General features: G+C 63.3%; 22 protein-coding genes and 1 riboswitch. Of the genes, 16 read left to right on the forward strand and 6 right to left on the reverse strand.

The features are described from left to right. Positions 1-47 precede the first annotated feature (47 nt). The 5 genes from F0P97_RS02995 to F0P97_RS03015 form a co-directional block, all read right to left on the reverse strand. Entirely contained in the window at positions 48-1,334 is a 1,287-nt protein-coding gene (locus tag F0P97_RS02995) for a TRAP transporter large permease (RefSeq protein ID WP_003073074.1), read from the reverse strand. A 157-nt stretch (positions 1,335-1,491) separates the two neighbouring features. After that, positions 1,492-2,007, reverse strand: coding sequence for a TRAP transporter small permease (locus tag F0P97_RS03000; protein WP_034365341.1), 516 nt, complete (start codon positions 2,005-2,007; stop codon positions 1,492-1,494). A gap of 201 nt (positions 2,008-2,208) precedes the next feature. Continuing rightward, a complete protein-coding gene (locus tag F0P97_RS03005; RefSeq protein WP_034364127.1) occupies positions 2,209-3,195 on the reverse strand; it encodes a TRAP transporter substrate-binding protein in 987 nt (328 codons plus the stop codon). Positions 3,196-3,446: 251 nt separating this feature from the next. Further along, positions 3,447-4,247: an HAD-IIB family hydrolase gene (locus F0P97_RS03010; RefSeq protein ID WP_182285563.1), complete on the reverse strand. Its 801-nt coding sequence runs from the start codon at positions 4,245-4,247 to the stop codon at positions 3,447-3,449. Between the two features lie 167 nt (positions 4,248-4,414). Beyond that, on the reverse strand, positions 4,415-6,043 hold the full coding sequence (locus tag F0P97_RS03015) for a peptide chain release factor 3 (RefSeq protein ID WP_182285564.1): 1,629 nt from the start codon (positions 6,041-6,043) through the stop codon (positions 4,415-4,417). A 266-nt stretch (positions 6,044-6,309) separates the two neighbouring features. Between F0P97_RS03015 and F0P97_RS03020 the strand changes: the two genes are divergently transcribed. From F0P97_RS03020 to F0P97_RS03075, 12 genes are all read left to right on the forward strand, one after another. Then, positions 6,310-7,584, forward strand: coding sequence for an MFS transporter (locus tag F0P97_RS03020; protein ID WP_182285565.1), 1,275 nt, complete (start codon positions 6,310-6,312; stop codon positions 7,582-7,584). Between the two features lie 108 nt (positions 7,585-7,692). Further along, positions 7,693-7,788 (forward strand): K(+)-transporting ATPase subunit F, encoded by a 96-nt coding sequence (gene kdpF / locus F0P97_RS03025; protein ID WP_003059029.1) that lies wholly within the window; start codon positions 7,693-7,695, stop codon positions 7,786-7,788. A 115-nt stretch (positions 7,789-7,903) separates the two neighbouring features. Continuing rightward, positions 7,904-9,610: a potassium-transporting ATPase subunit KdpA gene (kdpA, locus tag F0P97_RS03030; protein WP_182285566.1), complete on the forward strand. Its 1,707-nt coding sequence runs from the start codon at positions 7,904-7,906 to the stop codon at positions 9,608-9,610. A 64-nt stretch (positions 9,611-9,674) separates the two neighbouring features. Then, positions 9,675-10,388: a K(+)-transporting ATPase subunit C gene (kdpC, locus tag F0P97_RS03035; RefSeq protein ID WP_182285567.1), complete on the forward strand. Its 714-nt coding sequence runs from the start codon at positions 9,675-9,677 to the stop codon at positions 10,386-10,388. 3 nt (positions 10,389-10,391) lie between these two features. Further along, on the forward strand, positions 10,392-12,482 hold the full coding sequence (gene kdpB / locus F0P97_RS03040; protein WP_182285568.1) for a potassium-transporting ATPase subunit KdpB: 2,091 nt from the start codon (positions 10,392-10,394) through the stop codon (positions 12,480-12,482). Between the two features lie 87 nt (positions 12,483-12,569). Next, positions 12,570-13,457: a TorF family putative porin gene (locus F0P97_RS03045; RefSeq protein ID WP_182285569.1), complete on the forward strand. Its 888-nt coding sequence runs from the start codon at positions 12,570-12,572 to the stop codon at positions 13,455-13,457. Between the two features lie 29 nt (positions 13,458-13,486). Beyond that, complete coding sequence (locus tag F0P97_RS03050) at positions 13,487-16,180, forward strand: sensor histidine kinase (RefSeq protein ID WP_182285570.1); 2,694 nt, start codon at positions 13,487-13,489, stop codon at positions 16,178-16,180. Positions 16,181-16,214: 34 nt separating this feature from the next. Then, positions 16,215-16,922, forward strand: coding sequence for a response regulator (locus F0P97_RS03055; protein WP_182285571.1), 708 nt, complete (start codon positions 16,215-16,217; stop codon positions 16,920-16,922). Positions 16,923-16,940: 18 nt separating this feature from the next. Further along, positions 16,941-17,037, forward strand: a riboswitch (S-adenosyl-L-homocysteine riboswitch). A gap of 75 nt (positions 17,038-17,112) precedes the next feature. Then, on the forward strand, positions 17,113-18,543 hold the full coding sequence (gene ahcY / locus F0P97_RS03060; protein WP_054074378.1) for an adenosylhomocysteinase: 1,431 nt from the start codon (positions 17,113-17,115) through the stop codon (positions 18,541-18,543). Between the two features lie 277 nt (positions 18,544-18,820). After that, entirely contained in the window at positions 18,821-20,017 is a 1,197-nt protein-coding gene (locus tag F0P97_RS03065) for a TlyA family RNA methyltransferase (RefSeq protein WP_182285572.1), read from the forward strand. A 117-nt stretch (positions 20,018-20,134) separates the two neighbouring features. Further along, a complete protein-coding gene (gene metF / locus F0P97_RS03070) occupies positions 20,135-20,962 on the forward strand; it encodes a methylenetetrahydrofolate reductase [NAD(P)H] (RefSeq protein WP_003061724.1) in 828 nt (275 codons plus the stop codon). A 139-nt stretch (positions 20,963-21,101) separates the two neighbouring features. Continuing rightward, entirely contained in the window at positions 21,102-21,779 is a 678-nt protein-coding gene (locus F0P97_RS03075) for a septal ring lytic transglycosylase RlpA family protein (RefSeq protein ID WP_182287086.1), read from the forward strand. A gap of 91 nt (positions 21,780-21,870) precedes the next feature. Here F0P97_RS03075 and F0P97_RS03080 read toward each other — a convergent pair whose 3' ends face one another. Then, the gene (locus F0P97_RS03080) at positions 21,871-22,737 is read right to left on the reverse strand and encodes a 23S rRNA (adenine(2030)-N(6))-methyltransferase RlmJ (RefSeq protein WP_182285573.1); all 867 of its coding nucleotides are present in this window, start codon (positions 22,735-22,737) and stop codon (positions 21,871-21,873) included. A gap of 332 nt (positions 22,738-23,069) precedes the next feature. Here F0P97_RS03080 and rplM point away from each other — a divergent pair, with 332 nt between their 5' ends. The 4 genes from rplM to mdtD all read left to right on the forward strand — a co-directional run bounded on the left by rplM (position 23,070) and on the right by mdtD (position 26,014). Further along, the gene (gene rplM, locus F0P97_RS03085; protein ID WP_003059004.1) at positions 23,070-23,498 is read left to right on the forward strand and encodes a 50S ribosomal protein L13; all 429 of its coding nucleotides are present in this window, start codon (positions 23,070-23,072) and stop codon (positions 23,496-23,498) included. A gap of 10 nt (positions 23,499-23,508) precedes the next feature. Then, complete coding sequence (gene rpsI, locus F0P97_RS03090; RefSeq protein WP_003059002.1) at positions 23,509-23,901, forward strand: 30S ribosomal protein S9; 393 nt, start codon at positions 23,509-23,511, stop codon at positions 23,899-23,901. Between the two features lie 210 nt (positions 23,902-24,111). Further along, positions 24,112-24,477, forward strand: coding sequence for an iron-sulfur cluster insertion protein ErpA (erpA, locus tag F0P97_RS03095; protein WP_003059000.1), 366 nt, complete (start codon positions 24,112-24,114; stop codon positions 24,475-24,477). Positions 24,478-24,589: 112 nt separating this feature from the next. Then, positions 24,590-26,014, forward strand: a complete 1,425-nt coding sequence (gene mdtD / locus F0P97_RS03100; protein ID WP_182285574.1) for a multidrug transporter subunit MdtD — start codon at positions 24,590-24,592, stop codon at positions 26,012-26,014. Positions 26,015-26,067: the final 53 nt, after the last annotated feature.

Consider the following 26,067-nt stretch of genomic DNA (forward strand, 5'->3'; position numbering starts at 1 on the left):
CCCAAAAAAAGGCTGCCGGAGGCAGCCTTGGCGGATGAGCACAGTGCTTACTGGAAGCCCAGCGTATGCGGCAGCCAGGTGGACAGCTCGGGGATAAAGGTCAGCAGGCACAGCACGACGAAGTGGGCCAGCAGGAACAGCGGCATCTCGCGCGTCAGCTCGGTGATGGACACGCGTGTGGACACGGCGGTCACGAACAGCAGGCCGCCAACGGGTGGCGTGATCATGCCCAGCGTGAGGTTGACGATCACCACCATGGCGAAGTGTGTGGGATCGATGCCCAGGCTGAAGGCGATGGGCGCGAGAATGGGCACCAGAATCATCACGCCGGGCAGCGGCTCCATGAAGATGCCGAAGACCAGCAGCAGAATGTTCACGGCAATCAGGAACATCACGGGCGAGAGTTCCCAGCTCACGATCAGCTCGGACAGATACTGCGGAATGCCTTCCACCGTGAGCACCCAGGCAAACGCTGCCGAGGTCGCCATCACCAGCAGCACCGAGGCCGTGAGCATGGCCGAGCGTGCCAGGATGCCGGGCAGGGCCGACCACTTGAGCGTGCGGTAGACCCATTTGCCGCAGACCAGGGCATAGAACACGGCCACGACGGAGGCTTCCGTGGGCGTGAAGATGCCGAAGCGGATGCCGACCACGATGAGCACGATGAGCATCAGCGCGGGGATGGCCTTGAAGCTGGTGCTCCACATCTCGCGTGCCGAGGGGCGCGGCTCGGTGCTGCGGTAGTCGCGCTTCTTGCAGACCCACCAGTTGACGGCCGCCATGGCCAGCGCGATGAGAATGCCGGGAATGAAGCCGGCCATGAACAGGCCGCCCACGGACACGTTCTCATCCTGCAGCGCATAGATGATCATGCTGACCGATGGCGGAATGATGGGGCCGACGATGGCGGTGCTGGCCGTCAGCGCGGCCGCATAGGGCCGGCTGTAGCCGGCCTTGTCCATCATCTTGACCATCATGGAGCCGGGGCCGGCCGCATCGGCCAGGGCCGAGCCCGAGATGCCCGAGAACATGGTCAGCGACAGCACATTGGCATAGCCCAGGCCGCCGCGCAGATGGCCGACGAACTGGGCGGCAAAGCGCAGCAGCACGGCAGTCAGCGCACCGCCCGACATCAGCTCTGCGGCAAGGATGAAGAAGGGCACGGCCATCAGCGGAAAGCTGTCGATGCCCGTGAACATTTCCTTGAAGACGATCAGCTGTGGATAGCGTCCGCCCACGAAGACCGCCAGGGCTGCCGAGATGGCCAGCGCAAACGCCACCGGAAAGCCCAGCGTGAGCAGGGCGATGATGGCAACAAATAAAGTGATACCCATGGTGTTTCAGTCAATCAGTGATTCATGGCGCAATGCATAAAACTGGCCTGAACCAAGCCAGGGACAGCGAGCAAGGGCCTATGCCGGCCGCGCCGCCCCGCAGCGAGGCTGTCGTCCCCCTTCCAGGGGGAAGGCGCGCAGCGACTCAGGGGGTGTTTCATATCGACGCTGCAGCGTCCGCATCCATTTCATCGGACTCGGCGAAGCTGCCTGCGGTGATGTAGCCGCGTGCGATGAACAGCAGATGGATCAGCATCAGCACAAAGCCCACGGGCATGGCGCCGTAGATGTAGGAGATCGGGATGTCCGTGGCCGCCGTGGTCTGAAAGCGCGTGGCGTACACGTACTGCGACGAGGTCACGGTCATCACGGCAAAGAAGATCGCCAGGATCAGCACGACAAAGCCGCGCATGGCCTGTGCCTTGCGGGTGCTCACGCTGCGGTGCAGATTGTCGATGGCCACATGGCCGCCAAAGCGCAGCACCAGGCCTGCGCCCAGGAAAGTGACCCAGATCATCATGTGGCGGGCCACTTCTTCGGCCCAGACGATGGAGTCGCCCGTGGTGTAGCGCAGCACCACGTTGGCAAAGACGATGCAGGCCATGGCCAGCAGCAGCAAGATCAGCAGCCAGCGATTGCCGGCCACGAGAATGCGTTCGATACGATCAAGCATAGGAGTGGGGGTGAGCAGAGGCAGCAGCGAAACTTGCCGCCAGAGCCGGCTGCGTCACAGAGTTGAGAGCTGCTTCATCATCGGCAGGAATTGGCGCAAGTCCATTCGTGCTGACCGCAGCCGGGCAAGGACCTGCCTTGCCCAGGAGGGAGAAAAATGCACGGGCCCCTCTTCGCGGAGACAGGCCCATGTCGGCAGTGCTTACTTGACGGCGGTGATGGAGTCCAGCGTCTTCTGGCCGAACTTCTTGGCGTATTCCTTGTACGCGGGCTCCAGCGCGGTGCGGAAAGCGGTCTGGTCGACCTTTTCCACGACCTTCATGCCGTTGGCCTTGGCTTCTTCGACGCCCTTCTTCTCCACGTTGTCCACAAAGGCGCGCGATGCCAGCGCGCCCTTCTTGGCGGCTTCGGTGAAGGCGGTCTTCTGGGCTGCGTTCAGCGATCCCCAGAACGAGGGCGACACGATCAGGGCCATGGGGGCGTAGACGTGGGAGGTCAGGGTCAGGTGCTTTTGCACCTGCCACAGCTTGGCCGACACCAGCACGGAGATGGGGTTCTCCTGGCCGTCAATCGTGCCTTGCTGCAGCGCACCGATGACTTCGGGCCAGGACATGGGAGTGGGCGAGGCACCCAGGGTGCGGAAGGCCGTGATGTGCACGGGGTTCTCGGTCACGCGGATCTTCAGGCCCTTGAGATCGGGCACACCATTGACGGCATGCTTGTTGTTGCTCAGATGGCGAAAGCCTTGTTCTCCCCAGGCCAGCGCGATCAGGCCGCGCTTCTGGAACTTGGCCAGCAGCTCCTGACCAAAAGCGCCGTCCATCACGGCACGTGCGTGCTGGGTGTCGCGGAACAGGAAGGGGATGTCCACTACGCCCACATCGGGCACGAAGTTGCTCAGCGCGCCGGTGGAGACGATGGCGGCTTCCACGGTGCCCAGCTGCAGGCCTTCGATCAGCTCTCGCTCGCCACCCAGGGCGGAGGCGGGGAACTGCTTGAACTTGTAGGCACCGTTGGTGCCTTTTTCCACGCCCTCGGCCCAGGCGTTGGCGGCAGCGCCGTAATGGGAATTGACGGCCAGCGCATAGCCGATCTTGACTTCCTTGCCCTGGGCAAATGCAGTGCCAGCGGTCAGGGCGGCTGTTGCTGCCACGGCCGTGGCGACGAAGGTACGGCGAATCATGCGCATGGTGTTGGTCTCTCAGAAATGTTTTGAAATGAATCAAAAATTGTAGTGAGTGCCAACCGTGGGTTTTTACGCATCCGGGGGTCGTCTTGTACGGGTGGATGCATCGTGTTTGGCGATGGATGGGCATCAAAAAAGGCCTCTGTGCCGGCAAGCACGGAGGCCTTTGAAAATGAGAGCTGCTTGCGCTTTCTGTAAAACGATTTCAGATTGTCTTGATAGTGAAATCATTAAGCAATAAGCGGTTGCAGCTACTATTTTTGTTGATCCAGCAAACGATCCACGAGCTGCACAAAACCGTCGCCGCGCTCGGCCGTGGTCACATAGCGTGGCAGATGCCTGAGCTGGGGCACGAAGCGCGCGATATTGGCCACGCCCACGCTGTGGGGCATGTGCTCGAACATCTGCTGGTCGTTGGTCGAGTCGCCGATATACACCCAGCGCGCCAGCGTGGCGTCCAGATCGATGTCGAACAGCTCGCGAGCGATCCAGCGTGCGCCTTCGAGCTTGTTGTGCTCGCCGAACCAGCCGTTGATGTGGATGGAGCTGACGGTGGCATTCATGCCGGCCGCCTTCATGATGGCCACGCATTCATCGATCTGTGTCTGGGGCATGTTCGTGAATTCGCTGTGATCCACGGCGATATCGCATTCGCGGCCGGCCGAGTCCGTGGCGCGTTTGGAGCCTGGCACGGTGGCCTCGATCTGCTCGAGTACCTGCTGCATGCGGGCAAAGTTGCGGGCACGCTCATCGGCAGATTGCTGGTAGAGCTTGTCCAGGCCGCCCTGGGCATTGCGGCGCAGGGCCACGGCACCGTTTTCGGCCACGATGGCGTCCACGGGCCAGGCCGATGCAAACGGCACGCTCCAGCCCACGGGACGGCCGGTGATGGGTACCACTTTCAGACCTGCATCCTTGAGGCGCGCAATGGCGGCCACCGCATGCTCGGGCACCACGCCGTCGGTGGTCAGCGTGTCGTCGATATCGGTCAGCACGCCCAGCAGCTTGGCAGGTGTCTGCAGTTCAGACAAAGGGCGCAGAAATTCTTGGCTCACAACAAACTCTCAATGCATTGCAAAAGACGCTTGAACCTGGCGCGGCCCATCGGCGGGACGCCGAGCAAGGGCAGCCCCTTGCGCTCAGGGCGTCGTCCCCCTCCGGCGAAGCCAGAGAGGGGGAAGGCGCGGGGCCGCCTAGGCGAAGCGCCTCAGGGGGATCGCGCTCAGTTCGCTGAGCCTAGTGCCAGGCCCGCATGCTCGCGCAGCGGGTGGAAGTGGATCTTGGGGAAGCGCTCCTGTGCCAGGCGCACGTCATAGGGGCTGGTGCACAGATAGGCCAGGGTGTCGGCCGCATCGTGCGCCAGGCGCATGGGGTAGGCGTTCTCGAACTCGCGCAGTTCGGCGGGCGAATCGGCCGTGATCCAGCGCGCCCCGGTGTACTGGCAGCCTTCCAGGCGGACGTCGCAGTCGTACTCGGTCTTCAGGCGGTGCTGCACCACTTCGAACTGCAGCTGACCCACGGCGCCCAGCAGCATGTTGCCGCCGACATCGGGCTTGAAGACCTGAATCGCGCCTTCCTCGCCCAGCTGCATCAGGCCTTGCTGCAGCTGCTTGGTACGCAGCGGGTTCTTGAGCACCACGGTCATGAACATTTCGGGCGCGAAGAAGGGCAGGCCGGTGAACTGCAGATTGGGGCCGTCGGTGATGGAGTCGCCCAGCTGCACGCCGCCGTGAATCGTGAAGCCGATGATGTCGCCCGCATAGGCCTCGTCGACGGCCTCGCGGCGCTGCGACATGAAGGTCACCACGGACGTGGGACGCAGCTCCTTGCCGGTGCGCTGCACCTTCATCTTCATGCCGGGCGTGTACTTGCCGCTGGCCACGCGCACAAAGGCGATGCGGTCGCGGTGATTGGCATCCATGTTCGCCTGCACCTTGAACACCACGCCTGCGAAGGTCTTGTCTTCGGGTTTGATGGTGACTTCTTCGCGCTGGCGGTTCACTTCGGTGAAGGCAACGCGCGGGCCGGGCGGGGGGGACATGTCGACCACGGCGTTCAGCACCTCCATCACACCGAAGTTGTTCACGCCGGAGCCGAAGAACACGGGGGTCAGCTTGCCTTCCAGAAACGCCTGGTGATCCCATTCGGCCGATGCGCCCTGGGCCAGTTCCATGCTCTCGATGGCATCGTCGTAGGCCTGGCCGAAGCGGGCGCGCAGCCTGTCGACTTCCGTCAGCGGGATGACTTCGAAGTCTTCGGGGCGCTTTTCGCTGCCGGCGGCAAACACCGTCATGCTCTGCGTCTGCAGATTGATGATGCCGCCGAAGCTCTTGCCCTGACCCACGGGCCAGGTGATGGGGCAGCAGGGCATGCCCAGTTCGCGCTCGACTTCGTCCATGATGTCCAGCGGGTCGCGCACTTCACGGTCGAACTTGTTGACGAAGGAGATGATGGGCGTGTTGCGCTGGCGGCAGACCTCGATCAGGCGGCGGGTCTGCGACTCCACGCCGTTGGCCGCGTCGATCACCATCAGCGCCGAGTCCACGGCCGTCAGCACGCGGTAGGTGTCTTCCGAGAAGTCCTTGTGGCCGGGAGTGTCGAGCAGGTTGATCACATGGTCGCGGTAGCTCATCTGCATCACCGACGAGGCCACCGAGATGCCGCGCTGCTTTTCGATTTCCATCCAGTCGGAGGTGGCATGACGCGATGCCTTGCGGCCCTTGACGGCGCCGGCAATCTGGATCGCGCCCGAGAACAGCAGCAGCTTTTCGGTCAGCGTGGTCTTACCCGCGTCCGGGTGGGAGATGATGGCGAACGTACGACGGCGCCGGGTTTCTGGGGCGTATGACACAGTATTGAGAGCTGTAAATACAGCCGGAGAACGCCGGCTGTGACAACAAAAGGTGCGGCGGTTCGTTTGCCGCACCAGGCCCGCACCCATGCAGGGCAGACCTGTGAATAAGTCTTGAGGGCGCTTATTTTAACGGCAGGGGCAATTCATGGAGATGCTCCGGCAAATGCGGGCCGGGCGACGCCATTGAGCGAGGCGGGCGGCTGTGGCTGCCGGCAGATGCACAGCACAATAGGGGCCTTGTCTCCGGTCCTCATTTTCCCGTCATGAACAGCGCCCCGCAGGATGTGAACCCATCCTTACCTGCCCAGTCTCCAGCCTTTGCCGCCCCGGTATGGATCAAGCGCGGCACGCCCGAGTACTGGCGGGTCAGCATGGCGCTGTTCCTGGCGGGGTTTGCCACCTTCTCCCTGCTGTACTGCGTGCAGCCGCTGCTGCCGGAGCTGGCCCACAGCTTTGCCGTCAGCCCGGCCCAGAGCGCGCTGGCGCTGTCGGTATCCACGGCCTGCCTGGCAGGCTCCATCGTGCTGGCAGGGGCCTTGTCCGAGGGGCTGGGGCGGCGCAAGCTGATGTTCATCTCCATGGCGCTGGCGGCGCTGTGCAATCTGCTGGCTTCGTTGATGCCGCAGTGGCATGCGCTGCTGGCTGCACGCGCGCTGGAAGGCCTGCTGCTGGGCGGCGTGCCTGCCGTGGCCATGGCCTATCTGTCCGAGGAGATCGATCCGCCGGGCCTGGGCTTTGCCATGGGCCTGTATGTGGGCGGCACGGCTCTGGGCGGCATGCTGGGCCGGGTCGGCATGAGCGCCATGACCGAGTTCTGGGGCTGGCGCCACGCCATGGCTGCGCTTTCGGTGCTTGACCTGCTGGCCGCCCTGGGCTTTGTCTGGCTGCTGCCCAGCTCGCGCAACTTCATCAGGAAGACCGGGCTGGGGGCCCGGTATCACCTGCAGGCCTGGGGCCGGCATCTGCGCCACCCGGGCCTGCCGCTGCTGTTCCTGATCGCCTTTGGCCTGATGGGCGTGTTTGTCAGCATCTACAACTATGCCGGCTTTCTGCTCGGTGCTTCGCCCTATGGTCTGAGCCAGCTGCAGATCAGCCATATCTTCTATGCCTACCTGCTGGGTACGGCGGCTTCGCCGATTGCCGGAGGGCTGGCCGACAGGCTGGGCCGCGGGCCGGTGCTGGTCGCAGGCGCTTTGCTGATGGCCGCTGGCGTGGTTCTGACCCTGTTTCAGCCCCTGGCCGTCATCGTGCTCGGCATCGTCCTGCTGACGGCCGGCTTCTTTGTCGCGCATTCGGTGGCCAGCGGCTGGGTGGGGCGGCTGGCCACGCAGTCCAAGGGGCACGCATCATCGCTATACCTCTGGGGCTATTACATGGGCTCCAGCGTGCTCGGGGCCGGGGCGGGCTGGTTCTGGTCGCGCTGGGGCTGGACGGGCGTCGGCTCCGTGGCCTTGGCTGTGCTGGCGCTGGTCATCGTGCTGGCCTTGCGCGTGCAGTGGCTGGCCGGGGTTGCGGCCGCGAATCGGACCGCTTCTTGATGCCGTCTTGATATCGGCAAGCCCAATCTCTACCCGTTCTTGACGGGCGAATTTCTACAGTTCCTCCATCGCAATCAAGCCGCGTGAACGGCTTGCGGGAGGAATGAAATGAGCATCACCTGGATCGAAGCCCTGGCCGCCCTGACGGCGCTGGGGCTGTTTGCCTATTTGGGCTATGCGCTGCTGCGCCCCGAGAAATTCTGAAGGGGCTGCCATGCAAGTGCTGCAAGACCTGATTTTTGTGAGCCTGACGGTGGTCTGCTTTGTCGGACTGCTGGGCTTTGTGCGCGCCCTGGCGCGTCTTTGAAAGGGGTACATCATGTGGTTACCCTGGATGGAATTTGCCGCCGTGCTGACTGCGGCAACCTTGCTGACCATACCCATGGGCCAGTGGCTGGCGCGCTGCTTTACCAGCGAGCGTCATGGCTGGCTGGAGCGCCTGAGCTACCGGGTCATGGGCGTGAATCCGCAGGAGCGCATGGGCTGGAAGCGCTATGGCGCCGCTCTGGCCCTGAGCAATGCGCTGATGATGCTGCTGGGTTATCTGCTGCTGCGCCTGCAGGGCGCGCTGCCGCTGAACCCGCTGGAGATTGCGGCGCAGGCGCCCGACCTGGCTTTCAACACCGCAGCTTCCTTCATCACCAATACCAACTGGCAGGCCTACGCGGGTGAGAACAGCCTGAGCAATGCGACGCAGATGGTGGTCATCACCTTCCTGATGTTTGCCGGTGCCACCACCGGTGTCGCCGCGGGCGCCGGTTTTGTGCGCGGTCTGGCGCGGTCAAGCGCACAGGATATCGGCAACTTCTGGGTCGACTTCGTGCGCGTGTTCTGGCGTGTGTTGCTGCCGTTGTCCTTCATCATGGCCCTGGTCTATGTCTGGCAGGGCATCCCGCAGACCCTGCACGCCGAAACCGTGGCGACGACGCTCGAAGGTGGCCGCCAGCAGCTGCTGATGGGACCCGTGGCCAGCCTGGAGAGCATCAAGCATCTGGGCACGAATGGCGGCGGCTTCTTCGGCATGAATGCAGCCCATCCGTTCGAGAACCCGACGCCGCTGACCAATCTGCTGCACATTCTCTCGATGCTGCTGATCCCGGCCGGCATGACCTACGCCTTTGGCTCCATGCTGCTGCGCCGCAAGCAGGGCTGGGTGCTGTTCGCGGCCTGCATGGTGATGTTCGTCGGCTTTCTGAGCCTGGTGTTTGTGGCCGAGCAAAACGGCAGCCAGCTGCTGGCGCGCGCCGGAGCCGATCAGCAATACAGCCTGACCCAGAGCGGCGGCAATATGGAGGGCAAGGAGCTGCGCTTCGGCATTGCCGATACAGCCTTGTTTGTGGCCACCACGACAGCGGCCACCACGGGTTCGGTCAACGCCATGCATGATTCGCTGACGCCGCTGGGCGGCATCACGCCGCTGGCACAGATGATGCTCAACTGCGTCTTCGGCGGTGACGGCGTGGGGCTGATCAACCTGATTCAGTACGCCATCCTCACGGTGTTTCTGGCCGGCATGATGATTGGCCGTACCCCTGAATTCCTGGGCAAGAAGATCGAGGTGCGCGAGATCAAGCTGGTCATGCTTGCGGTGCTGGTGCCGCCGGCCAGCATTCTGGGCTTCACGGCGCTGGCCGCGCTCTGGCCGGATGCTGCAGCCAGTCTCAACAACCGCGGCCCGCATGGCTTCTCGGAGATTCTCTACGCCTATGCCTCAGCCACGGCCAACAACGGCTCGGCCTTTGCAGGGCTGAATGCCAACACGCCCTTCTTCAACACCACCACGGGCCTGGCCATGCTGGCGGGGCGCTTCCTGACGCTGCTGCCCATGCTGGCCGTTGCCGGCAGCCTGGCTGCCAAGGCCACCGTGCCTGCAGGCCCGGGTACTTTCCCCACGGCCACACCGCTGTTCATGGGTCTGCTGGTGTTCGTGGTGTTGGTAGTGGGCGGTCTGACCTTTCTGCCGGCGCTGGCCCTGGGGCCCGTGATCGAGCACCTGCAAATGCTGGTGGCTCAGCTGTACGCCTAACGTTCTATCCAATCGATGCCAATGGTCTGCAGTCCATGCACGGCTGCAGACCAGGGAGCAAATCATGAAAACATCGACTCAAACTCTTTGCGCTTCCGTGCTGCCAAGCCATGCACAAGCGCAACCCGAGGCGCAATCCGCCTCCTGGCCACGTCTGCTGGGCAGCAGCGTGCGCACGGCCCTGCTGGTGATGGCAGTCTCCGGCATTGCCTATCCCTTGCTGACCACGGGTGTGGCGCAGGCACTGTTTCCCCATGCAGCCAATGGCAGCCTGATCGAGCGCCAGGGCCGGATCGTGGGCTCTGCTCTGATCGGCCAGCAATTCACCGGGCCGCAGTACTTCCATGGCCGTCCCAGCGCCACGGTCGCTCCCGATCCGAACCAGGACGGGGCAAACATGGCGGATCCCTACAACGCCGGCCTGTCTGGTGCCAGCAACCAGGGGGCAACGCACAAGGACCTGTCCGAAGCCGTGGCGCAGCGTGTCGCGCAGTACCGCGCCGATAACGGTCTGCCCGCAGACCTGGCGGTGCCGGTGGATGCGGTCACGGCGTCGGCATCGGGCCTGGACCCGCATATCTCGATGGCCAATGCCCTGCTTCAGCTAGCTCGTGTGGCGCAGGCACGTCAGCTGCCCCAGGCCAGGCTGCAGGAGCTGCTGGCCCAGGCCACGGAGAAGCGCAGCCTGGGTTTGCTGGGGGAGCCGCGCGTGAATGTGCTGCAGCTCAATCTGGCGCTGGACGCCTTGCAGCCCGCTAGCAGCGCAGTGAAGGAGTAAGCCATGAGCACAAAGAAAATGACGGCAGGCCGCAGCCTGCTCGATGCCAGGCTGGTGAAGTCGGCTCTGGGAGATGCGGTGCGCAAACTCTCGCCGCGTACGCAGTGGGCCAACCCAGTGATGTTTGTGGTGTATCTGGGCGCGATCCTGAGCAGTCTGTTGTGGTGGCAGAGCCTGATGGAGCCGGGCAGCGAGAACAGCGGCTTTGTTCTGGCGATTGCGCTGTGGCTGTGGTTCACCGTGCTGTTTGCCAACTTTGCCGAAGCATTGGCCGAGGGCCGCAGCCGCGCCCAGGCCGCCAGCCTGCGCGGCATGAAGCGCGATACCGTGGCCAAGCTGCTGCAGCAACCGCATTTCGGCAGCTCATGGATTCCCATGCGCGCCAGCGAACTGCGCAAGGGCGTGGTCATCTTCGTGGAAGCCGGCGACACGATTGCGCTTGACGGTACGGTGATAGAAGGCGTTGCTTCGGTGGACGAAAGCGCGATCACCGGCGAATCCGCACCCGTGATCCGCGAGGCCGGAGGCGACTTCTCGTCGGTGACCGGCGGCACGCGCGTGCTGTCGGACTGGCTGGTGGTGGAAGTCACGGTAAACCCCGGCGAGTCGTTTCTGGATCGCATGATCTCCATGGTCGAGTCGGCCAAGCGCCAGAAGACTCCGAACGAGATGGCTCTGACGATTTTGCTCGTAGGGCTGACGCTGGTCTTTCTGCTGGTCATCGTCACGCTGTGGCCTTTCTCGGCCTTTGCGGTGTCACAGGCCGGAACGGGCTCGGTGGTCGGTATTGCCGTGCTGATTGCGCTGCTGGTCTGCCTGATTCCGACCACCATTGGCGGCCTGCTGTCGGCCATTGGCGTGGCGGGCATGAGCCGCATGATGCAGGCCAATGTCATTGCCACTTCGGGTCGGGCCGTGGAGGCTGCCGGTGATGTGGACGTGCTGCTGCTGGACAAGACCGGCACCATCACCCTGGGAAACCGCCAGGCCTGCGAGTTTCTGCCGGCTCCCGGAATGAGCGCCGCGCAACTGGCCGAAGCCGCACAGCTGTCATCTCTGGCAGATGAAACACCTGAAGGCCGCAGCGTGGTGGCTCTGGCCAGGGAGCGCCATGGCTTGCCCGATCGCAGCAGTGCGGATTTTCCGGGCGAGTTCGTCCCCTTTACCGCACAGACGCGTATGAGTGGGGTGGATCTGCAGAGCCCGCAAGGCTTGCGCAGCTTGCGCAAGGGAGCCGCCGATGCCGTGCGCCGGCATGTCGAGGCGCTGGGAGGCAGCTTCCCGGCTCAGGTGCAACTGTCCGTGGATAACGTCTCGCGCAAGGGCAGCACGCCTTTGGTGGTGGCCGATGGCGCCAAGGTGCTGGGCGTGATCGAGCTCAAGGACATCGTCAAGCCAGGCATGCGTGACCGATTTGCCGAACTGCGCCGCATGGGCATAAAGACGGTGATGGTGACGGGCGACAACCCGCTGACGGCAGCTGCCATTGCCGCCGAGGCCGGGGTGGATGACTACCTTGCCGAAGCCAAGCCCGAAGACAAGCTGCAGCTGATCCGCTCGCACCAGGCGGCGGGCCGCCTGGTGGCAATGACGGGGGACGGAACCAACGATGCGCCGGCCCTGGCCCAGGCCGATGTGGCCGTGGCCATGAACAGCGGCACCCAGGCTGCCAAAGAGGCCGGCAACATGGTGGATCTGGACAGCAACCCCACCAAGCTGATCGAGGTGGTGGAAACCGGCAAGCAGATGCTGATGACACGCGGCGCGCTGACCACCTTCAGCATTGCCAACGATGTGGCCAAGTATTTCGCCATCATTCCGGCCGCCTTTGTGGGCACTTATCCGCAACTGGCCTCGCTCAACGTGATGCAGCTGCACAGCGCGGATTCCGCGATCCTGAGTGCCGTGATCTTCAATGCACTGATCATCATCGCCCTGGTGCCGCTGGCCTTGCGTGGTGTGCAGTATCGCGCCGTGGGTGCGGCCCTGCTGCTGCGCCGAAACCTGCTGATCTATGGCCTGGGCGGGCTGATCGTGCCGTTTGTGGGCATCAAGCTCATCGACATGCTGCTGACCGTTCTGGGCCTCGTCTAAGTCCTATCCAGGCCTTGCTCTCTCGTTTCTCTGGCTTGTCCGCGTCCCCGGCGGGCGCGGCAAGTCTGATCTGTTTGCTTCACCATCATGCGTCTTTCCCTTCCCCAAAAAACATTTCACACATCGCGTTCCTGGGTCATCAGCTCTGCGTTGTTGATGACTGCCTTGAGCTGTGCCAATTCCTCTGCTGCCGAGGAGGCAACAGCGCAATCTGCTTCTGAAACCACAGCTGCTGTGCCGGCCGAGAGCAAGTCTGCCCTGACCGGCTCGCTGAGCCTGATCAGTGACTACCGCTTTCGCGGCATCTCGCAGACCTGGCAAGGTGCGGCCGTGCAGGGCGCAGTGGAACTGGCCTTGCCCAAGGGCTTCTATCTGGGCACGTCGCTGTCCAATGTCTCTACCAACAGCTACGGCCGGGGCCAGGGGCTGGAGCACGATATCTATGGTGGCTGGCGCGGCGAGCTCGTGCCTGACTGGTTGCTGGATGCCGGGGTTTTGCAGTACCGCTATCCCGGCGCCCGCCTGGGCGCAAGCGATGGCAGCAGCAAACGCTTTGACACCACCGAGTTCTATCTGGGGACGACTCATGGTGGTCTGAGCATCAAATGGTCTGTGGCGCTGACGCCTTATTTCGGCCTGGGCGAGAGTACCGCCGACTCGGCGTTCGCCACTGCGCTGCAACCAGCGGGCAGCAGTCGCGGCAGCCAGTATCTGGATCTGAACTATCAGCATCCGCTGGGCGATCTCGCCACCTTGGGCCTGCATGGCGGCTATACCTGGGTGCGCAACTACAGCGATGTTTCCTATGCCGACTGGCGCATCTCGCTATCCAGGGCCTGGGGCCCATGGACAGCATCGCTTGCGTACGCGGGCACCTCGGCCGATGCCAGGTACTACAGCGCCGTCAACAGTCGTGGCCAATGGCGTGATCTGGCGCGCAGCGGCTGGCTGCTTGGCCTGAGTGCCGGGTTCTGACCGGGCTTGAGTGATACGCTGATCGCCTGATGCCTTCATCCACACCTTCATCCGCCGCGCAGCGCCCCGACCCCGACGCGTTGGTCGCTCAACTTCAGGCAGACCGGCAGCGCGCCCATCTCGGCAAGCTGCGCATCTACTTCGGCTCCAATGCCGGAGTGGGCAAGACCTATTCCATGCTGGCGGCCGCGCAGCGCGAGCGGCAGGCCGGGCGCAAGGTTCTGGTGGGGCTGGTGGAAACGCATGGCCGTGCCGAGACCGAGCAGCAACTGCATGACCTGGAGCTGCTGCCGCGGCGCACGCTGGCCTACCAGGGCAGGCAGCTGGACGAGTTCGATCTCGATGCAGCTCTGGCACGCCGCCCGGAGGTGCTGCTGCTCGACGAGCTGGCACACAGCAATGTGAGCGGCTCACGCCATCCCAAGCGCTGGCAGGATGTGCAGGAGCTGCTGGAGGCGGGTATCGAGGTGTGGACCACGCTCAACGTCCAGCACCTGGAAAGCCTCAATGATGTGGTGGGCGGCATTGTGGGCATACAGGTCCATGAGACCGTTCCCGACCATATCTTTGACGATGCCGACGAGGTCATCGTGGTCGACATTCCACCCGAAGAGCTGCTCAAGCGCCTCAAGTCGGGCAAGGTCTATCCGCTGGAGCAGGCCGAGCGGGCCTCGCGCAACTTCTTTCGCCAGGGCAATTTGCTGGCACTGCGCGAGCTGGCCTTGCGCCGCACGGCAGATCGTGTCGATGAAGACATGCGCGACTACCGCCGCGAGCGCTCCATCGGCGATGTCTGGCCCACGCGCGAGCGCCTGCTGGTGGGCGTCGGCGGCCGCGCCGGTGACGATGCCCTGGTGCGCCAGGTGGCACGCCTGGCAAGGCGGCTGGAGGCCGACTGGGTGGTGGTCTACGTGGATGCTCCGGAGCGCCAGCATCGGCCTCGGGCGGCGCAGGAGGCCGTGCTCAAGACCCTGGCGCTGGCTGCGCGCCTGGGCGCGGAAACGGCCACGATTCCAGGTGCCCATGTGGCCCAGGCTCTGGTGGACTTTGCGCGTGAGCGCAATGCCAGTCATCTGGTGCTGGCACGTGTGCATGAACCTTTGAGCCGCTGGCTGCGCTGGCGTGCCTCCAGCCTGTCCGAACAGATTGCGGCGCTGGATCCCGGCCTGGACGTGCTGCTGCTGTCCGTCAAGCAAAGCAAGAATGACAGCACCTTGCGATTGCCGGCGGCGCGTGAAAAGACCATTCCGTGGAAGGGCTACGCGGGCGTGACCTTGGCATGCCTGGCCGCTACGGCGGTGGCGGAGCTGCTGCTGCGGGTGTTCGACCCGGCCAATGTGGTCATGCTTTTCCTGCTGGTGGTGGTGCTGTCCGCCGTGCGCTGGGGGCGCGGCCCCGGAGCATGGGCGGCCCTGTTGTCGGTGCTGCTGTTCGATTTCTATTTTGTGCCGCCGCGCAACTCTTTCAGCGTCAACGATACGCAATACCTGTTCACCTTTAGCCTGATGCTGGGTGTGGCCCTGGTCTGCGGCCAGCTGACGGCGCGGCTGCGCCACGAGGCGCGCGTGGCCGCAGAGCGCGAACGACGTGCCGGCGCGCTGGCCAGGCTGGCGCGTGATCTGTCGGGTGCGCTGACGCAGGAGCAGGTCACGCAAATTGCGCTGGCTACGATTTCAGGCGTTTTTGATGCCCAGACCGGGCTGCTGGTGCCCGATGCCGATGAGCGCTTGCAGCTGGCGCATGGCAGCGAAGCCCAGATCGACACCAGCGTGGGTCGCTGGAGCATGGAGCATGGCCAGATGGCCGGCCACGGCACCGATACCCTGGCTGCCGCGCCGGCGCTTTATGTACCGCTGATGGCGCCCGTGCGCTCGCGCGGCGTGCTGGTGCTGCAGTTGCGTGCGCCGCAACGATTGCGCGTGCCCGAGGAGCGACGCCTGCTTGAAGCCTGTGCCAGCCAGATCGCCCTGGCATTGGAGCGTGTGCACTTTGTGGAGGTGGCGCAGCAGACCCAGATCGCCATGGAGGGCGAGCGCATGCGCAACACCTTGCTCTCAGCTGTCTCGCATGATCTGCGTACGCCGCTGACGGGCATTCTGGGTGCGGCCCAGGCGGCCTTGCCGCATGCGCCGCAAGGGCCGGCGCATCATATGCTGGTGCAGATTCGCAATCAGGCTCAGGCGCTGCAGCAACTGGTGGACAACCTGCTGGCCATGGCGCGCCTGCAGCAAGGCGGTGTGCAGCTCAAGCGCGAATGGCTGCCGGTGGACGAGCTGGTGGGTAGCGCGCTGGCGCAGATGCGCGAGCGACTGGCCGCTCATGTGCTGCAGACCTCGCTGCCGGCAGATCTGCCCTTGCTGCAGCTCGATGCCGTGCTGATGGAGCGTGTGCTGGTCAATCTGCTGGACAACGCCATCAAGTACACGCCCGAAGGCACGACGATCACCATGGGCGCCAGCGTGACCGACGGCGACTGTGTGCTGAGCGTGCAGGACGCGGGGCCGGGCCTGCCCGGGCATCTGTCGGCTGAGCAACTGTTCGAGCCGTTTACCCGTGGGCAGGCGGAGAGTGCCGTGTTTGGCATGGGGCTCGGGCTGGCTCTGGCTCAGCGCATTGTGCAAGCCCATGGCGGCAGATTGCGGGTGGCGGCGGCAGACCCCGGGCCGGGCACCATTTTCAGCGTACACCTGCCCGTGCCCGAGCAACCGGCCATGGACGAATGAGCCGACAATCTCGTGCATCAATTGAAATCCCGACATGACGAGCTCCGCCCCCCGCATTTTGCTGATTGAAGACGACGCCAGCATCCGCCGCTTTGTCCGCCTGGCACTGGAGGACGAAGGCTGGCAGGTGTTCGAGTCCGAAACCGCCAGGCGCGGCCTGATCGAGGCCGCCAGCCGACAGCCCGACGCCGTGGTGCTGGACCTGGGGCTGCCCGATGCCGATGGCAAGACCGTGATTGCCGAGCTGCGCGGCTGGAGCCAGTTGCCGATTCTGATCCTGTCCGCGCGCGAGCGGGAAGAGGAAAAGGTGGCGGCGCTGGACGCCGGTGCCGATGATTACCTGACCAAGCCCTTTGGCGTGCCCGAGCTGCTGGCCAGGTTGCGCGTGATGCTGCGCCGCCGCCAGCAGGCATCGGCGGCAGACAAGCCCGGCAACTGTGCGCGTTTCGGCGCGGTGGAGGTGGATCTGGCGGCGCACGATGTCAAGCGTGACGGAGTGGCCGTGCACCTGACGCCCATAGAGTTCCGTCTGCTGGCGACGCTGATTGCCGGCCATGGCAAGGTGCTGACGCATCGCCAGCTGCTGCTGCAGGTCTGGGGGGCGGAATATCTGGACCGCCCTCACTATCTGCGCGTGCACATGGCCAACCTGCGCCAGAAGATAGAGAGCGATCCGGCCCAGCCCCGGCATCTGGTAACCGAGTTGCAAGTCGGTTATCGCTTGGTGGGCCTGGAAGGCTGATTCCCTTATAATCGCCCTCCATCCGAGGAGCGTTGCAGCGTTCCCCAGCCAGCCATGAGCTGGTCTGCGTGGGGCGTGAGGCTCGGATTTCATCCCGCAACGACGCTCGCCCACGCTTTCTGTGCGGTGAGCCGGTTTATTCCCCCTCTGCTGCAGAACGTGGTTTTTCATTCAAGATTTGGAGAAAACCATGAACGCTGCCGTGCGCTTCAACCCCGCTGATTCGGCCATTACCGATATTTCCCTGGCTGCCTGGGGCCGCAAGGAAATCAGGATCGCCGAAACCGAAATGCCCGGTCTGATGGCCGTGCGCGAGGAGTTCGCCGCTGCCCAGCCCCTGAAGGGCGCGCGCATCACAGGCTCGCTGCACATGACCATCCAGACGGCCGTGCTGATCGAGACGCTGACGGCTCTGGGCGCACAAGTGCGCTGGGCCTCGTGCAACATCTTCTCGACCCAGGACCACGCAGCTGCCGCCATCGCCGAAACCGGCGTGCCTGTCTACGCCATCAAGGGCGAGTCGCTGGAAGACTACTGGAACTACACCCACTCCATCTTTGAATTCGGTGCTGCCGGCACCGAAGGCGAAGGCCCCAACATGATCCTGGACGACGGCGGCGATGCCACCATGCTCATGCACCTGGGCAAGCGCGCCGAGAAGGACCTGTCCGTGCTGGCCAACCCCGGCTCGGAAGAAGAGCGCATCGTCTTCGCCGCCATCAAGGCCAAGCTGGCCGTGGACCCCACCTGGTACAGCCGCAAGTCGGCCCAGATCATGGGCGTGACCGAGGAAACCACCACCGGTGTGCACCGCCTGAACGAAATGTCGGCCAAGGGCACGCTGCTGTTCCGCGCCATCAACGTCAACGACTCGGTGACCAAGTCCAAGTTCGACAACCTGTACGGCTGCCGCGAATCGCTGGTGGACGGCATCAAGCGCGCCACCGACGTGATGATCGCCGGCAAGGTGGCTTGCGTGGCCGGCTACGGCGACGTGGGCAAGGGCTCCGCCCAGGCTCTGCGCGCGCTGTCGGCCCAGGTGTGGGTGACAGAGATCGACCCCATCAACGCCCTGCAGGCCGCCATGGAAGGCTACAAGGTCGTGACCATGGAATACGCTGCCGACAAGGCCGACATCTTCGTGACCACCACCGGCAACAAGGACATCATCCGCCACGAGCACATGGTTGCCATGAAGGATCAGGCGATCGTCTGCAACATCGGTCACTTCGACAACGAAATCGATGTGGCTTCGATCGAAAAGTACAAGTGGGAAGAAGTGAAGCCCCAGGTGGACCAGATCGAGTTTCCCGACGGCAAGAAGATCACCCTGCTGGCCAAGGGCCGTCTGGTGAACCTGGGCTGCGCCACCGGCCACCCCAGCTTTGTGATGTCCAACTCCTTTGCCAACCAGACCCTGGCGCAGATCGAGCTGTTCACCCGCCCCGATGCCTACGAAGTGGGCAAGGTCTATGTGCTGCCCAAGATCCTGGACGAAAAGGTCGCCCGCCTGCACCTGAAGAAGGTCGGTGCCATGCTGACCGAGCTGAGCGACGAGCAAGCCGCTTATATCGGCGTGAGCAAGCAAGGCCCTTACAAGCCTGAAACGTATCGCTATTAACTCCCCCTGAGGCGCTTTGCGCCTTCCCCCTCTCTGGCTTCGCCGGAGGGGGACGACAGCCTCGCTGCGAGGCGGCTCTTGCTCGCTGTCCCTTGTTTGGTGTGCGCCAGTATTGGGGCTGTGTTGATTTATTTGATAGCTTATTGCGCTTGTCGTACCTTGATTTCAGATGAATTTAAATCTGAAACTAAGACAAGATAAGCGCAGGCAGCTATTAAAAAAAAGATTTTCTTGACTGCAGCGCCTGGCGCCGGTTTATTTCAAAGGAAGCGACGCTATGCGCGCAGATGTTTTTCTGGTTGAAGCAGGTCATGCTGCCACCCGTTCCCAGGCCCAGCGCCTGATCGCCTCGGGTGTGGAGTGGCGCCTGACGCCGCTGGCGCCCTGGAAGAAGGTGGCCAAGAACGGCGATGACATTCCTGCCGGTGCCGAGCTGCAGCTGCTGGACGCCGCCGAGGCCAAATACATCTCGCGCGGCGGGCTCAAGCTCGAAGGCGCGCTGGCCGCGACCGGCCTGAGCGTCAAGGGTTTGCGCTGTCTGGACGTGGGCCAGAGCACGGGCGGCTTCACCGATTGCCTGCTGCAGGCCGGTGCAACCCAGGTCATCGGCATCGACGTGGGCCACGGCCAGCTGCATGAGCGCCTGAAAAATGACGAGCGCGTGGTCTGCGTCGAGGGCTTCAACGCCCGCGCGCTGACGCCCGAGCTGCTGGAAAAAGCCTGCGACGAGGCGCTGTGCGAAGTCATCGAGGAAGAGGAGGACAACGACACCCAGCCCGTCGCTCCCTATGCCTGGATGCGCAACGGCGGTCAGGTCGATGAGGACTATGACGACAGCGACGATGCCAAGGAGCAGGATGTCGAGAGCTTCAAGGCCGAGCGCGCCGCCAAGGCCAAGGCCAGGGCCGAGGGCCTGGCTCCGGTGGAACTGCGCCGCAAGCCCGGCACCGAGAATATCGACATCAGCCCGGCCTTTGATTTCGTGACCGGAGATCTGTCCTTCATCTCGCTGACCCTGGTGCTGCCTGCCGTGGTGCAGCTGCTCAAGCCCCATGGCCAGCTGCTGATGCTGGTCAAGCCCCAGTTCGAGCTCCAGCCCGGCCAGATCGGCAAGGGCGGCATCGTGCGCGACACTGCCTTGTACGCCGAGGTCGAAAAGCGCATTCGCGACTGCCTCGGCGATCTGGGGCTGAGCGTCAAGCAGTGGCTGGACTCGCCCATAGAAGGCGGCGACGGCAATCACGAATTCTTTGTCTGGGCCCAGCAGGGCGCTGAAGTCAGGGCTCCGGCCCCGGCCGTTGCAGACGAAGCGGCTGCGGCCAGGCCTGCCGTCAAGGCGGCCGCCAAGCGCCCTTCGCGTGCCGACATCAAGGCCCAGCGCGCCAAGCAGGAGCTGTATGAAGACCCCGAGGTGGCCAGCTTCGGCCAGCCCGGCCCGGCCCGCAGCAAGCAGAAAAAGCGAAACGAGCGCTGAGCAAAAAGCGAAACGAGCGTTGAGTAGAAAGCGCAAGCAGCGCTGAGCACAAGAGCGTGGCGGGTGCCGAGTCTTCGGAGCCCGCCCATGACCCAGGATTCAGAGACATAGACCGCCATGAGCTTTCCCGTCAGCTTCGAGTTTTTTCCCACCAAGACGCCCGAAGGCGCTGCCAAGCATGTGGGCGTGCGCCAGGCCCTGTATGCGCGCAAGCCCGAGTTCTGCTCCGTGACCTATGGCGCGGGCGGCTCCACCCAGGCCGGCACCTTCACCATGGTGCGCGACATCCAGAACGAGGGTGTGGGCGCGGCCTCGCACTTTTCCTGCATCGGCGCCACGCATGAAAAAGTGCGCGCCGAGCTGAACGAACTCAAGGCCATGGGCGTCAAGCGCATCGTCGCCTTGCGCGGCGACCTGCCCAGCGGCTACGGCCTGGGCGGCGAGTTCCAGTACGCCAGCGATCTGGTGGCATTCGTGCGCCAGGAGTTCGGCGACTGGTTTCACATCGAAGTTGCCGCCTATCCCGAAACTCACCCTCAAGCAAAGTCCCCTCGCAGCGATCTGGACGCATTTGTTGCTAAAGTGCGCGCTGGTGCAGATTCCGCCATCACGCAATACTTCTACAATGCCGACGCATACATGCGCTTTGTCGATGAGGTGAGGGCTCTGGGGCTCGACGTGCCGGTCGTGCCAGGAATCATGCCGATTACCAGCTCTACACAGCTGATGCGCTTCTCGGATGCATGTGGTGCCGAGATTCCGCGCTGGATTCGTCTGCGTCTGCAGGCGTTCGGAGATGACACCGCTTCCATTCGTGCGTTCGGTCTGGATGTCGTGACTCATCTATGCGAGCAGTTGCGCAGCCAGGGTGCTCCCGGGCTGCACTTCTATACGATGAACCAGAGCGTCGCCACTCTGGAGATCTGCGACCGTCTGGGTCTGTAAGCCAAAAGCTTGCCGGCTGCGAGGCGGCCGGTCTTGGGCGGCTCTCACTTGAGCTTTCAAGGAGATTGCGCCCGTGCAACCGAAATTTTGGCGCTTGCGTTGTTGTCAGTGGATAGGTCTTGCCGTCGTTACCGCGACCATGGCCGGCTGTGCTCCACTGCAGGAAAAGCCCGAGGAGCAGCCCCCCGTCGCTCAGAGCCAGTCCCGAAAAAAGGGCGCGCAGCCCACGGTCTCGGCCCCGCTGCTGCCCGACGCCTATGCGCGCAGCAACTATCGCGACAAAGGTCTGGGCGTCAAGGCCAACAAGCCTGCGGATGCCGACAAGGCAGACCTGCCCGAAGACAGCAACAAGTACGAGCTGAGCCCTCCGCGTGAAAGCGATCAGGCGGGTCTGGCCTCCTGGTATGGCGAGCAGTTCCACGGTCGCAAGACGGCCAGCGGCGAGCGCTTCGACAGCATGGACCTGACGGCAGCGCACAAGACCCTGCCTTTCGGGACGCGTGTTTGCGTGCGCAGCTCCGTGACCGGCAAGAGCGTGGTGGTGCGTATCAATGACCGCGGCCCTTTCGCGCCCGGTCGCGTCATCGACCTGAGCAAGGCCGCGGCCCAGGAACTGGGCATGCTGGGACTGGGCATCAAGCCCGTGGAGCTGTGGCAGCTGGACGCCGATGAAGACGAGTGCCCGGCCACGCTCAATGCGTCGAGCCGAAAGCGTCACCCCAGTGTGGCGCAGGGCGCTGCAGCCGCCAAGACGCGTGCGGCATCCGCGAATCAGCCCGCGCGCAAGGTCTCACAGACCGCCAAGCGCAAGCGCTGAACCTTATTTCCGGTTGAAGGCGCACCGCCGGCGGAGCTGGTGCGCCCGGACTGCAGAGGGGGCCGGCAAGGGCCGACCCGCAGCCGCGCAATCAGCCGCCAGACTCCAGCGTGAATCCTGCATTGCTGTCCTGACCCAGCAGCTTGACCAGCTGAGGCATGGCAGGCTTGAGCTGATCCTTGAGATTGAACGGCGGGTTGATCAGAAACATGCCGCTGGCGGGCAGGCCGCCGCGCTCCGAGGTCTTGTTGCTCTTGACCGTGAGCGTTGCATGCAGCCAGCTCTTGTCGGCCTTGGTGGCCATGGTCTTGAGGCGCTTGGGCAGGTCATGGGCTTCGGGGCGCGGGATGATGGGGTACCAGACGGCGTAAGTGCCTGTGGGAAAGCGCTTGAGGCTGTCCGCCACCATATCCAGCACGCGGCCGTAGTCGGTCTTCAGTTCGTAGCTCGGATCGCAGAGCAGCAATGCGCGGCGCGATGGCGGAGGCAGGAATTTCTTCACGCCTTTAAAACCGTCCTCGTGCAGGATGGCGACCTGGCGCCTGACTTCCAGCTGTGCCATGTTGCCGGTCAGCGAGCGCATGTCCGTGGGGTGCAGCTCAAAGGCCTTGAGACGGTCATGACCGCGCAGCAGCGCCTGGGTGATGAAGGGCGAGCCGGGATAGTTGCGGATGGCATTGCCCTGGTTGAAGCGACGCACCATCTGAAGATAGTCCTGCAGCACCGGGGCCAGCTCGGCCTCCTTGGCGGCAGCCAGGCGCAGCACGCCTTCTTCGGCCTCGCCGCTCTTGCTGGCGTAGTCGCCGTCCAGGCGGTACAGGCCGGCTCCGCCGTGGGTGTCGAGCACCGTCAGCGCAGCCTCTTTTTGCGTGAGGTATTGCACGGTGGCAATCAGAACGGTGTGCTTGAGCACATCGGCGTGATTGCCTGCATGGAAGGCGTGGCGGTAACTGAACATAGAAATGGATGGTAACCAGCAGGGCAAGAGGGGAACAGCACTTTTTACCCTGTGGTCTTTAAAGGCTGTCGGCGCCTGGGTGCAGAGGGAGAAACAGGCGCTAGGGGCTGTTTCACAACAGGCTGCTGCACGAAAACACGCAGATTCTGGCGTTTTTGTATAATGGCGGGCTTCGCAGCGATTTTATGGTTCCCGCGGCGAAGGCTTGGGCCAAGTTTAAATGGGTCCGAGTAACCCCGCCTAAGAGGCTTCCTTTAAAAGACCTGTCTTTTTCAAGAAGAAGCACCGACCGCGGAAAAGGGACCGCCAAACCCTCTTGAAAGAGAAAACTCATGTCTACATTCAGCGCAAAGCCCGCTGAGGTGCAACACGAGTGGTTTGTGATTGACGCCACCGATAAGGTGCTCGGACGTGTCGCCAGCGAAGTGGCACTCCGTCTGCGCGGCAAGCACAAGGCCATTTACACACCTCACGTTGACACCGGTGACTACATCGTCATCATCAACGCCTCCAAGCTCAAGGTCACTGGTACCAAGAACCTGGACAAGGTGTACTACCGTCACTCCGGTTTCCCCGGCGGCATCACTGCCACCAACTTCCGCGACCTGCAAGCCAAGTTCCCTGGCCGTGCTCTCGAGAAGGCCGTCAAGGGCATGCTGCCCAAGGGTCCTCTGGGCTACGCCATGATCAAGAAGCTGAAGGTTTACGGCGGTGCTGAGCACCCCCATACCGCACAGCAGCCTAAGGCTCTGGAAATCTAAGGAGACCTAGATGATTGGTGATTGGAACAATGGCACAGGCCGTCGCAAGTCCAGCGTCGCTCGCGTGTTTCTGAAGAAGGGCTCCGGCAAGATTACTGTGAATGGCAAGGACATTCAGCAGTACTTCGGCCGCGAAACCTCCATCATGATCGCAAAGCAACCCCTGGTTCTGACTGAGAACCTGGAGACTTTCGACATTCAAGTGAACGTCCATGGCGGCGGCGAATCCGGTCAAGCCGGTGCAACCCGTCACGGCATCACTCGTGCCCTGATCGACTATGACGCAGCGCTGAAGCCTGCACTGAGCCAAGCCGGCTTCGTGACTCGCGACGCTCGTGAAGTCGAACGTAAGAAGGTCGGTCTGCACTCCGCACGCCGCGCCAAGCAGTTCTCGAAGCGTTAATCCGCGTCCCCTGCAGGAAAGACTCTTCGGAGTCTTTTCAAGAAAAGCCGCCTCGAATGCAAGTTCCAGGCGGTTTTTTCATGGGCGGTGCAGCCTTGTCCAGCGCTTGCGCAAAGCCCCCACTTGCTCTGGCGACAAACAGATGCGGCCGGTATTCCCGAGCCCCTTGCTGTACCATTTCAAGCAATCAAGAAACTACGGAGTAATGCCATGAGCGCCGTTGCTGAAACCACGACCACCGAAATGCCTTCCCCCATCGTCTTCACCGACAGCGCTGCTGCCAAGGTGGCCGACCTGATTGCCGAAGAAGGCAATCCCGATCTGAAGCTGCGCGTTTTTGTGCAAGGTGGTGGCTGCTCCGGTTTCCAGTACGGTTTCACCTTCGACGAGATCACCAACGACGACGACACCACCATGACCAAGAACGGTGTCTCGCTGCTGATCGACTCGATGAGCTATCAGTATCTGGTGGGTGCCGAGATCGACTACAAGGAAGACCTGCAAGGCGCTCAGTTCGTGATCAAGAACCCCAATGCCTCGACTACCTGCGGCTGCGGCTCCAGCTTCTCGGTCTGAGTGAAATGATTGTTCGCGCGCCGGCCGCTCTGGTCTGGCGCCTGCATATTGCTTAAGCCGCTGCTTGTCAGCGGCTTTTTTGTTGCCTTGACGCCTCGTTCCGGAGCTGCCCATGGGTGAGATGCCCACCGCACACCATAGTGCCCCCCATAAAGAAAGACTGCTGTGGCTGGTGGCCATAGGCTTTTTCATGCAGTCGCTGGACGCGACCATACTCAACACGGCGTTGCCGGCCATGGCGACCGAGCTGGGCGAGAGCCCGATGAAGATGCAGTCCGTCATCGTGGCCTATGCGTTGACCACGGCCATGCTGATTCCGGCCACGGGCTGGGTGGCCGACCGCTTTGGCACGCGGCGCGTCTACGGCTGGGCGATAGGCCTGTTTGTGCTGGGCTCGGTGCTGTGCGCGCTCTCGCCCAGCCTGCCGTTTCTGATCGCGGCACGCGTGGTGCAGGGCGTGGGCGGCGCCATGATGCTGCCCGTGGGGCGGCTGGCCGTGCTGCGCACCTATCCGCGTGGCGAGTTCATTCGCGCCATGAGCTTTATCGCCATTCCCGGCCAGGTCGGGCCGCTGCTGGGGCCTACCCTGGGCGGCTGGATGGTGGAGTACGCCAGCTGGCACTGGATCTTCTGGATCAATGTGCCCGTGGGACTGATCGGGCTGTGGGCCACCTGGCGCTGGTTCCCGCGCAGCGCGCCCGTGCCCGTGCACCGCTTTGACGGCACGGGCTACGCCATGCTGGCCTTCGGCATGGTGGCCATTTCCATCGCGCTGGACGGCCTGTCCGGCATGGGGCTGGGCATGGCGCTGGTGGTGGTGCTCATGGTGTTCGGTCTGGCCAGTCTGGCCAGTTACTGGATGCATGCGCTGCGTGTGGATGAGCCGTTGTTTCCGCCGGGCCTGTTCAAGGTGCGCTCGCTGCGCGTGGGCCTGCTGGGCAATCTGTTCACCCGTTTCGGCAGCGGTGCCGCTCCGTTTCTGATTCCGTTGATGCTGCAGGTCGGTCTCAAGATGTCGCCCATGAACGCGGGTCTGATGATGCTGGCTACCGTCACCGGCAGCATGCTGGTCAAGCGCATTGCCGTGCGCACGGTGCAGCGCTTTGGCTACAAGCGCGTGCTGCAGGCCAATTCGGTGATGCTGGCGGTGATGCTGGCCTCCTTCGGGCTGGTGGTGCCGGGCACGCCGGTCTGGCTGCTGCTGGTGCAGCTGTTCATCTTCGGCGGCTTCAACTCCATGCAGTTCTCGGCCATGAATTCGGTCACGCTCAAGGACATGGAGGGCGAGTCTGCGAGCAGCGGCAACAGCCTGCTGTCCATGGTGCAGATGCTGGCCATGAGCATGGGCGTGGCCCTGGCCGGAGCCTTGCTGACGGGCTTCAGCGATATGTGGCCGGCGCACAGCGACGAGCGCATGCAGGCCATTCGCGCCACCTTTGTGACGGTGGCCTTGATGACGCTGGCGGCAACGCTGGTGTTCAGCCAGCTCGATGCCGACGAGCCTGTACGTCCGGCTCCGGATGGTGGCGATGCCTGAAAATTTGATAGCTTGCAGCGATTGTCAATAAACGATTTCAGATGGTTTTATCT

It is taken from the genome of Comamonas testosteroni, from assembly GCF_014076415.1.
Lineage (GTDB): Bacteria > Pseudomonadota > Gammaproteobacteria > Burkholderiales > Burkholderiaceae_C > Comamonas > Comamonas testosteroni_F.

Bases quoted from the DNA above. Each gene is read 5' to 3' on its own strand.
- F0P97_RS02995 (WP_003073074.1), bottom strand. From the start codon at position 1,334: ATGGGTATCACTTTATTTGTTGCCATCATCGCCCTGCTCACGCTGGGC.
- F0P97_RS03000 (WP_034365341.1), bottom strand. From the start codon at position 2,007: ATGCTTGATCGTATCGAACGCATTCTCGTGGCCGGCAATCGCTGGCTG.
- F0P97_RS03005 (WP_034364127.1), bottom strand. From the start codon at position 3,195: ATGCGCATGATTCGCCGTACCTTCGTCGCCACGGCCGTGGCAGCAACA.
- F0P97_RS03020 (WP_182285565.1), top strand. From the start codon at position 6,310: ATGAACAGCGCCCCGCAGGATGTGAACCCATCCTTACCTGCCCAGTCT.
- kdpF (WP_003059029.1), top strand. From the start codon at position 7,693: ATGAGCATCACCTGGATCGAAGCCCTGGCCGCCCTGACGGCGCTGGGG.
- kdpA (WP_182285566.1), top strand. From the start codon at position 7,904: ATGTGGTTACCCTGGATGGAATTTGCCGCCGTGCTGACTGCGGCAACC.
- kdpC (WP_182285567.1), top strand. From the start codon at position 9,675: ATGAAAACATCGACTCAAACTCTTTGCGCTTCCGTGCTGCCAAGCCAT.
- kdpB (WP_182285568.1), top strand. From the start codon at position 10,392: ATGAGCACAAAGAAAATGACGGCAGGCCGCAGCCTGCTCGATGCCAGG.
- F0P97_RS03045 (WP_182285569.1), top strand. From the start codon at position 12,570: ATGCGTCTTTCCCTTCCCCAAAAAACATTTCACACATCGCGTTCCTGG.
- F0P97_RS03050 (WP_182285570.1), top strand. From the start codon at position 13,487: ATGCCTTCATCCACACCTTCATCCGCCGCGCAGCGCCCCGACCCCGAC.
- F0P97_RS03055 (WP_182285571.1), top strand. From the start codon at position 16,215: ATGACGAGCTCCGCCCCCCGCATTTTGCTGATTGAAGACGACGCCAGC.
- ahcY (WP_054074378.1), top strand. From the start codon at position 17,113: ATGAACGCTGCCGTGCGCTTCAACCCCGCTGATTCGGCCATTACCGAT.
- F0P97_RS03065 (WP_182285572.1), top strand. From the start codon at position 18,821: ATGCGCGCAGATGTTTTTCTGGTTGAAGCAGGTCATGCTGCCACCCGT.
- metF (WP_003061724.1), top strand. From the start codon at position 20,135: ATGAGCTTTCCCGTCAGCTTCGAGTTTTTTCCCACCAAGACGCCCGAA.
- F0P97_RS03075 (WP_182287086.1), top strand. From the start codon at position 21,102: ATGGCCGGCTGTGCTCCACTGCAGGAAAAGCCCGAGGAGCAGCCCCCC.
- F0P97_RS03080 (WP_182285573.1), bottom strand. From the start codon at position 22,737: ATGTTCAGTTACCGCCACGCCTTCCATGCAGGCAATCACGCCGATGTG.
- rplM (WP_003059004.1), top strand. From the start codon at position 23,070: ATGTCTACATTCAGCGCAAAGCCCGCTGAGGTGCAACACGAGTGGTTT.
- rpsI (WP_003059002.1), top strand. From the start codon at position 23,509: ATGATTGGTGATTGGAACAATGGCACAGGCCGTCGCAAGTCCAGCGTC.
- erpA (WP_003059000.1), top strand. From the start codon at position 24,112: ATGAGCGCCGTTGCTGAAACCACGACCACCGAAATGCCTTCCCCCATC.
- mdtD (WP_182285574.1), top strand. From the start codon at position 24,590: ATGGGTGAGATGCCCACCGCACACCATAGTGCCCCCCATAAAGAAAGA.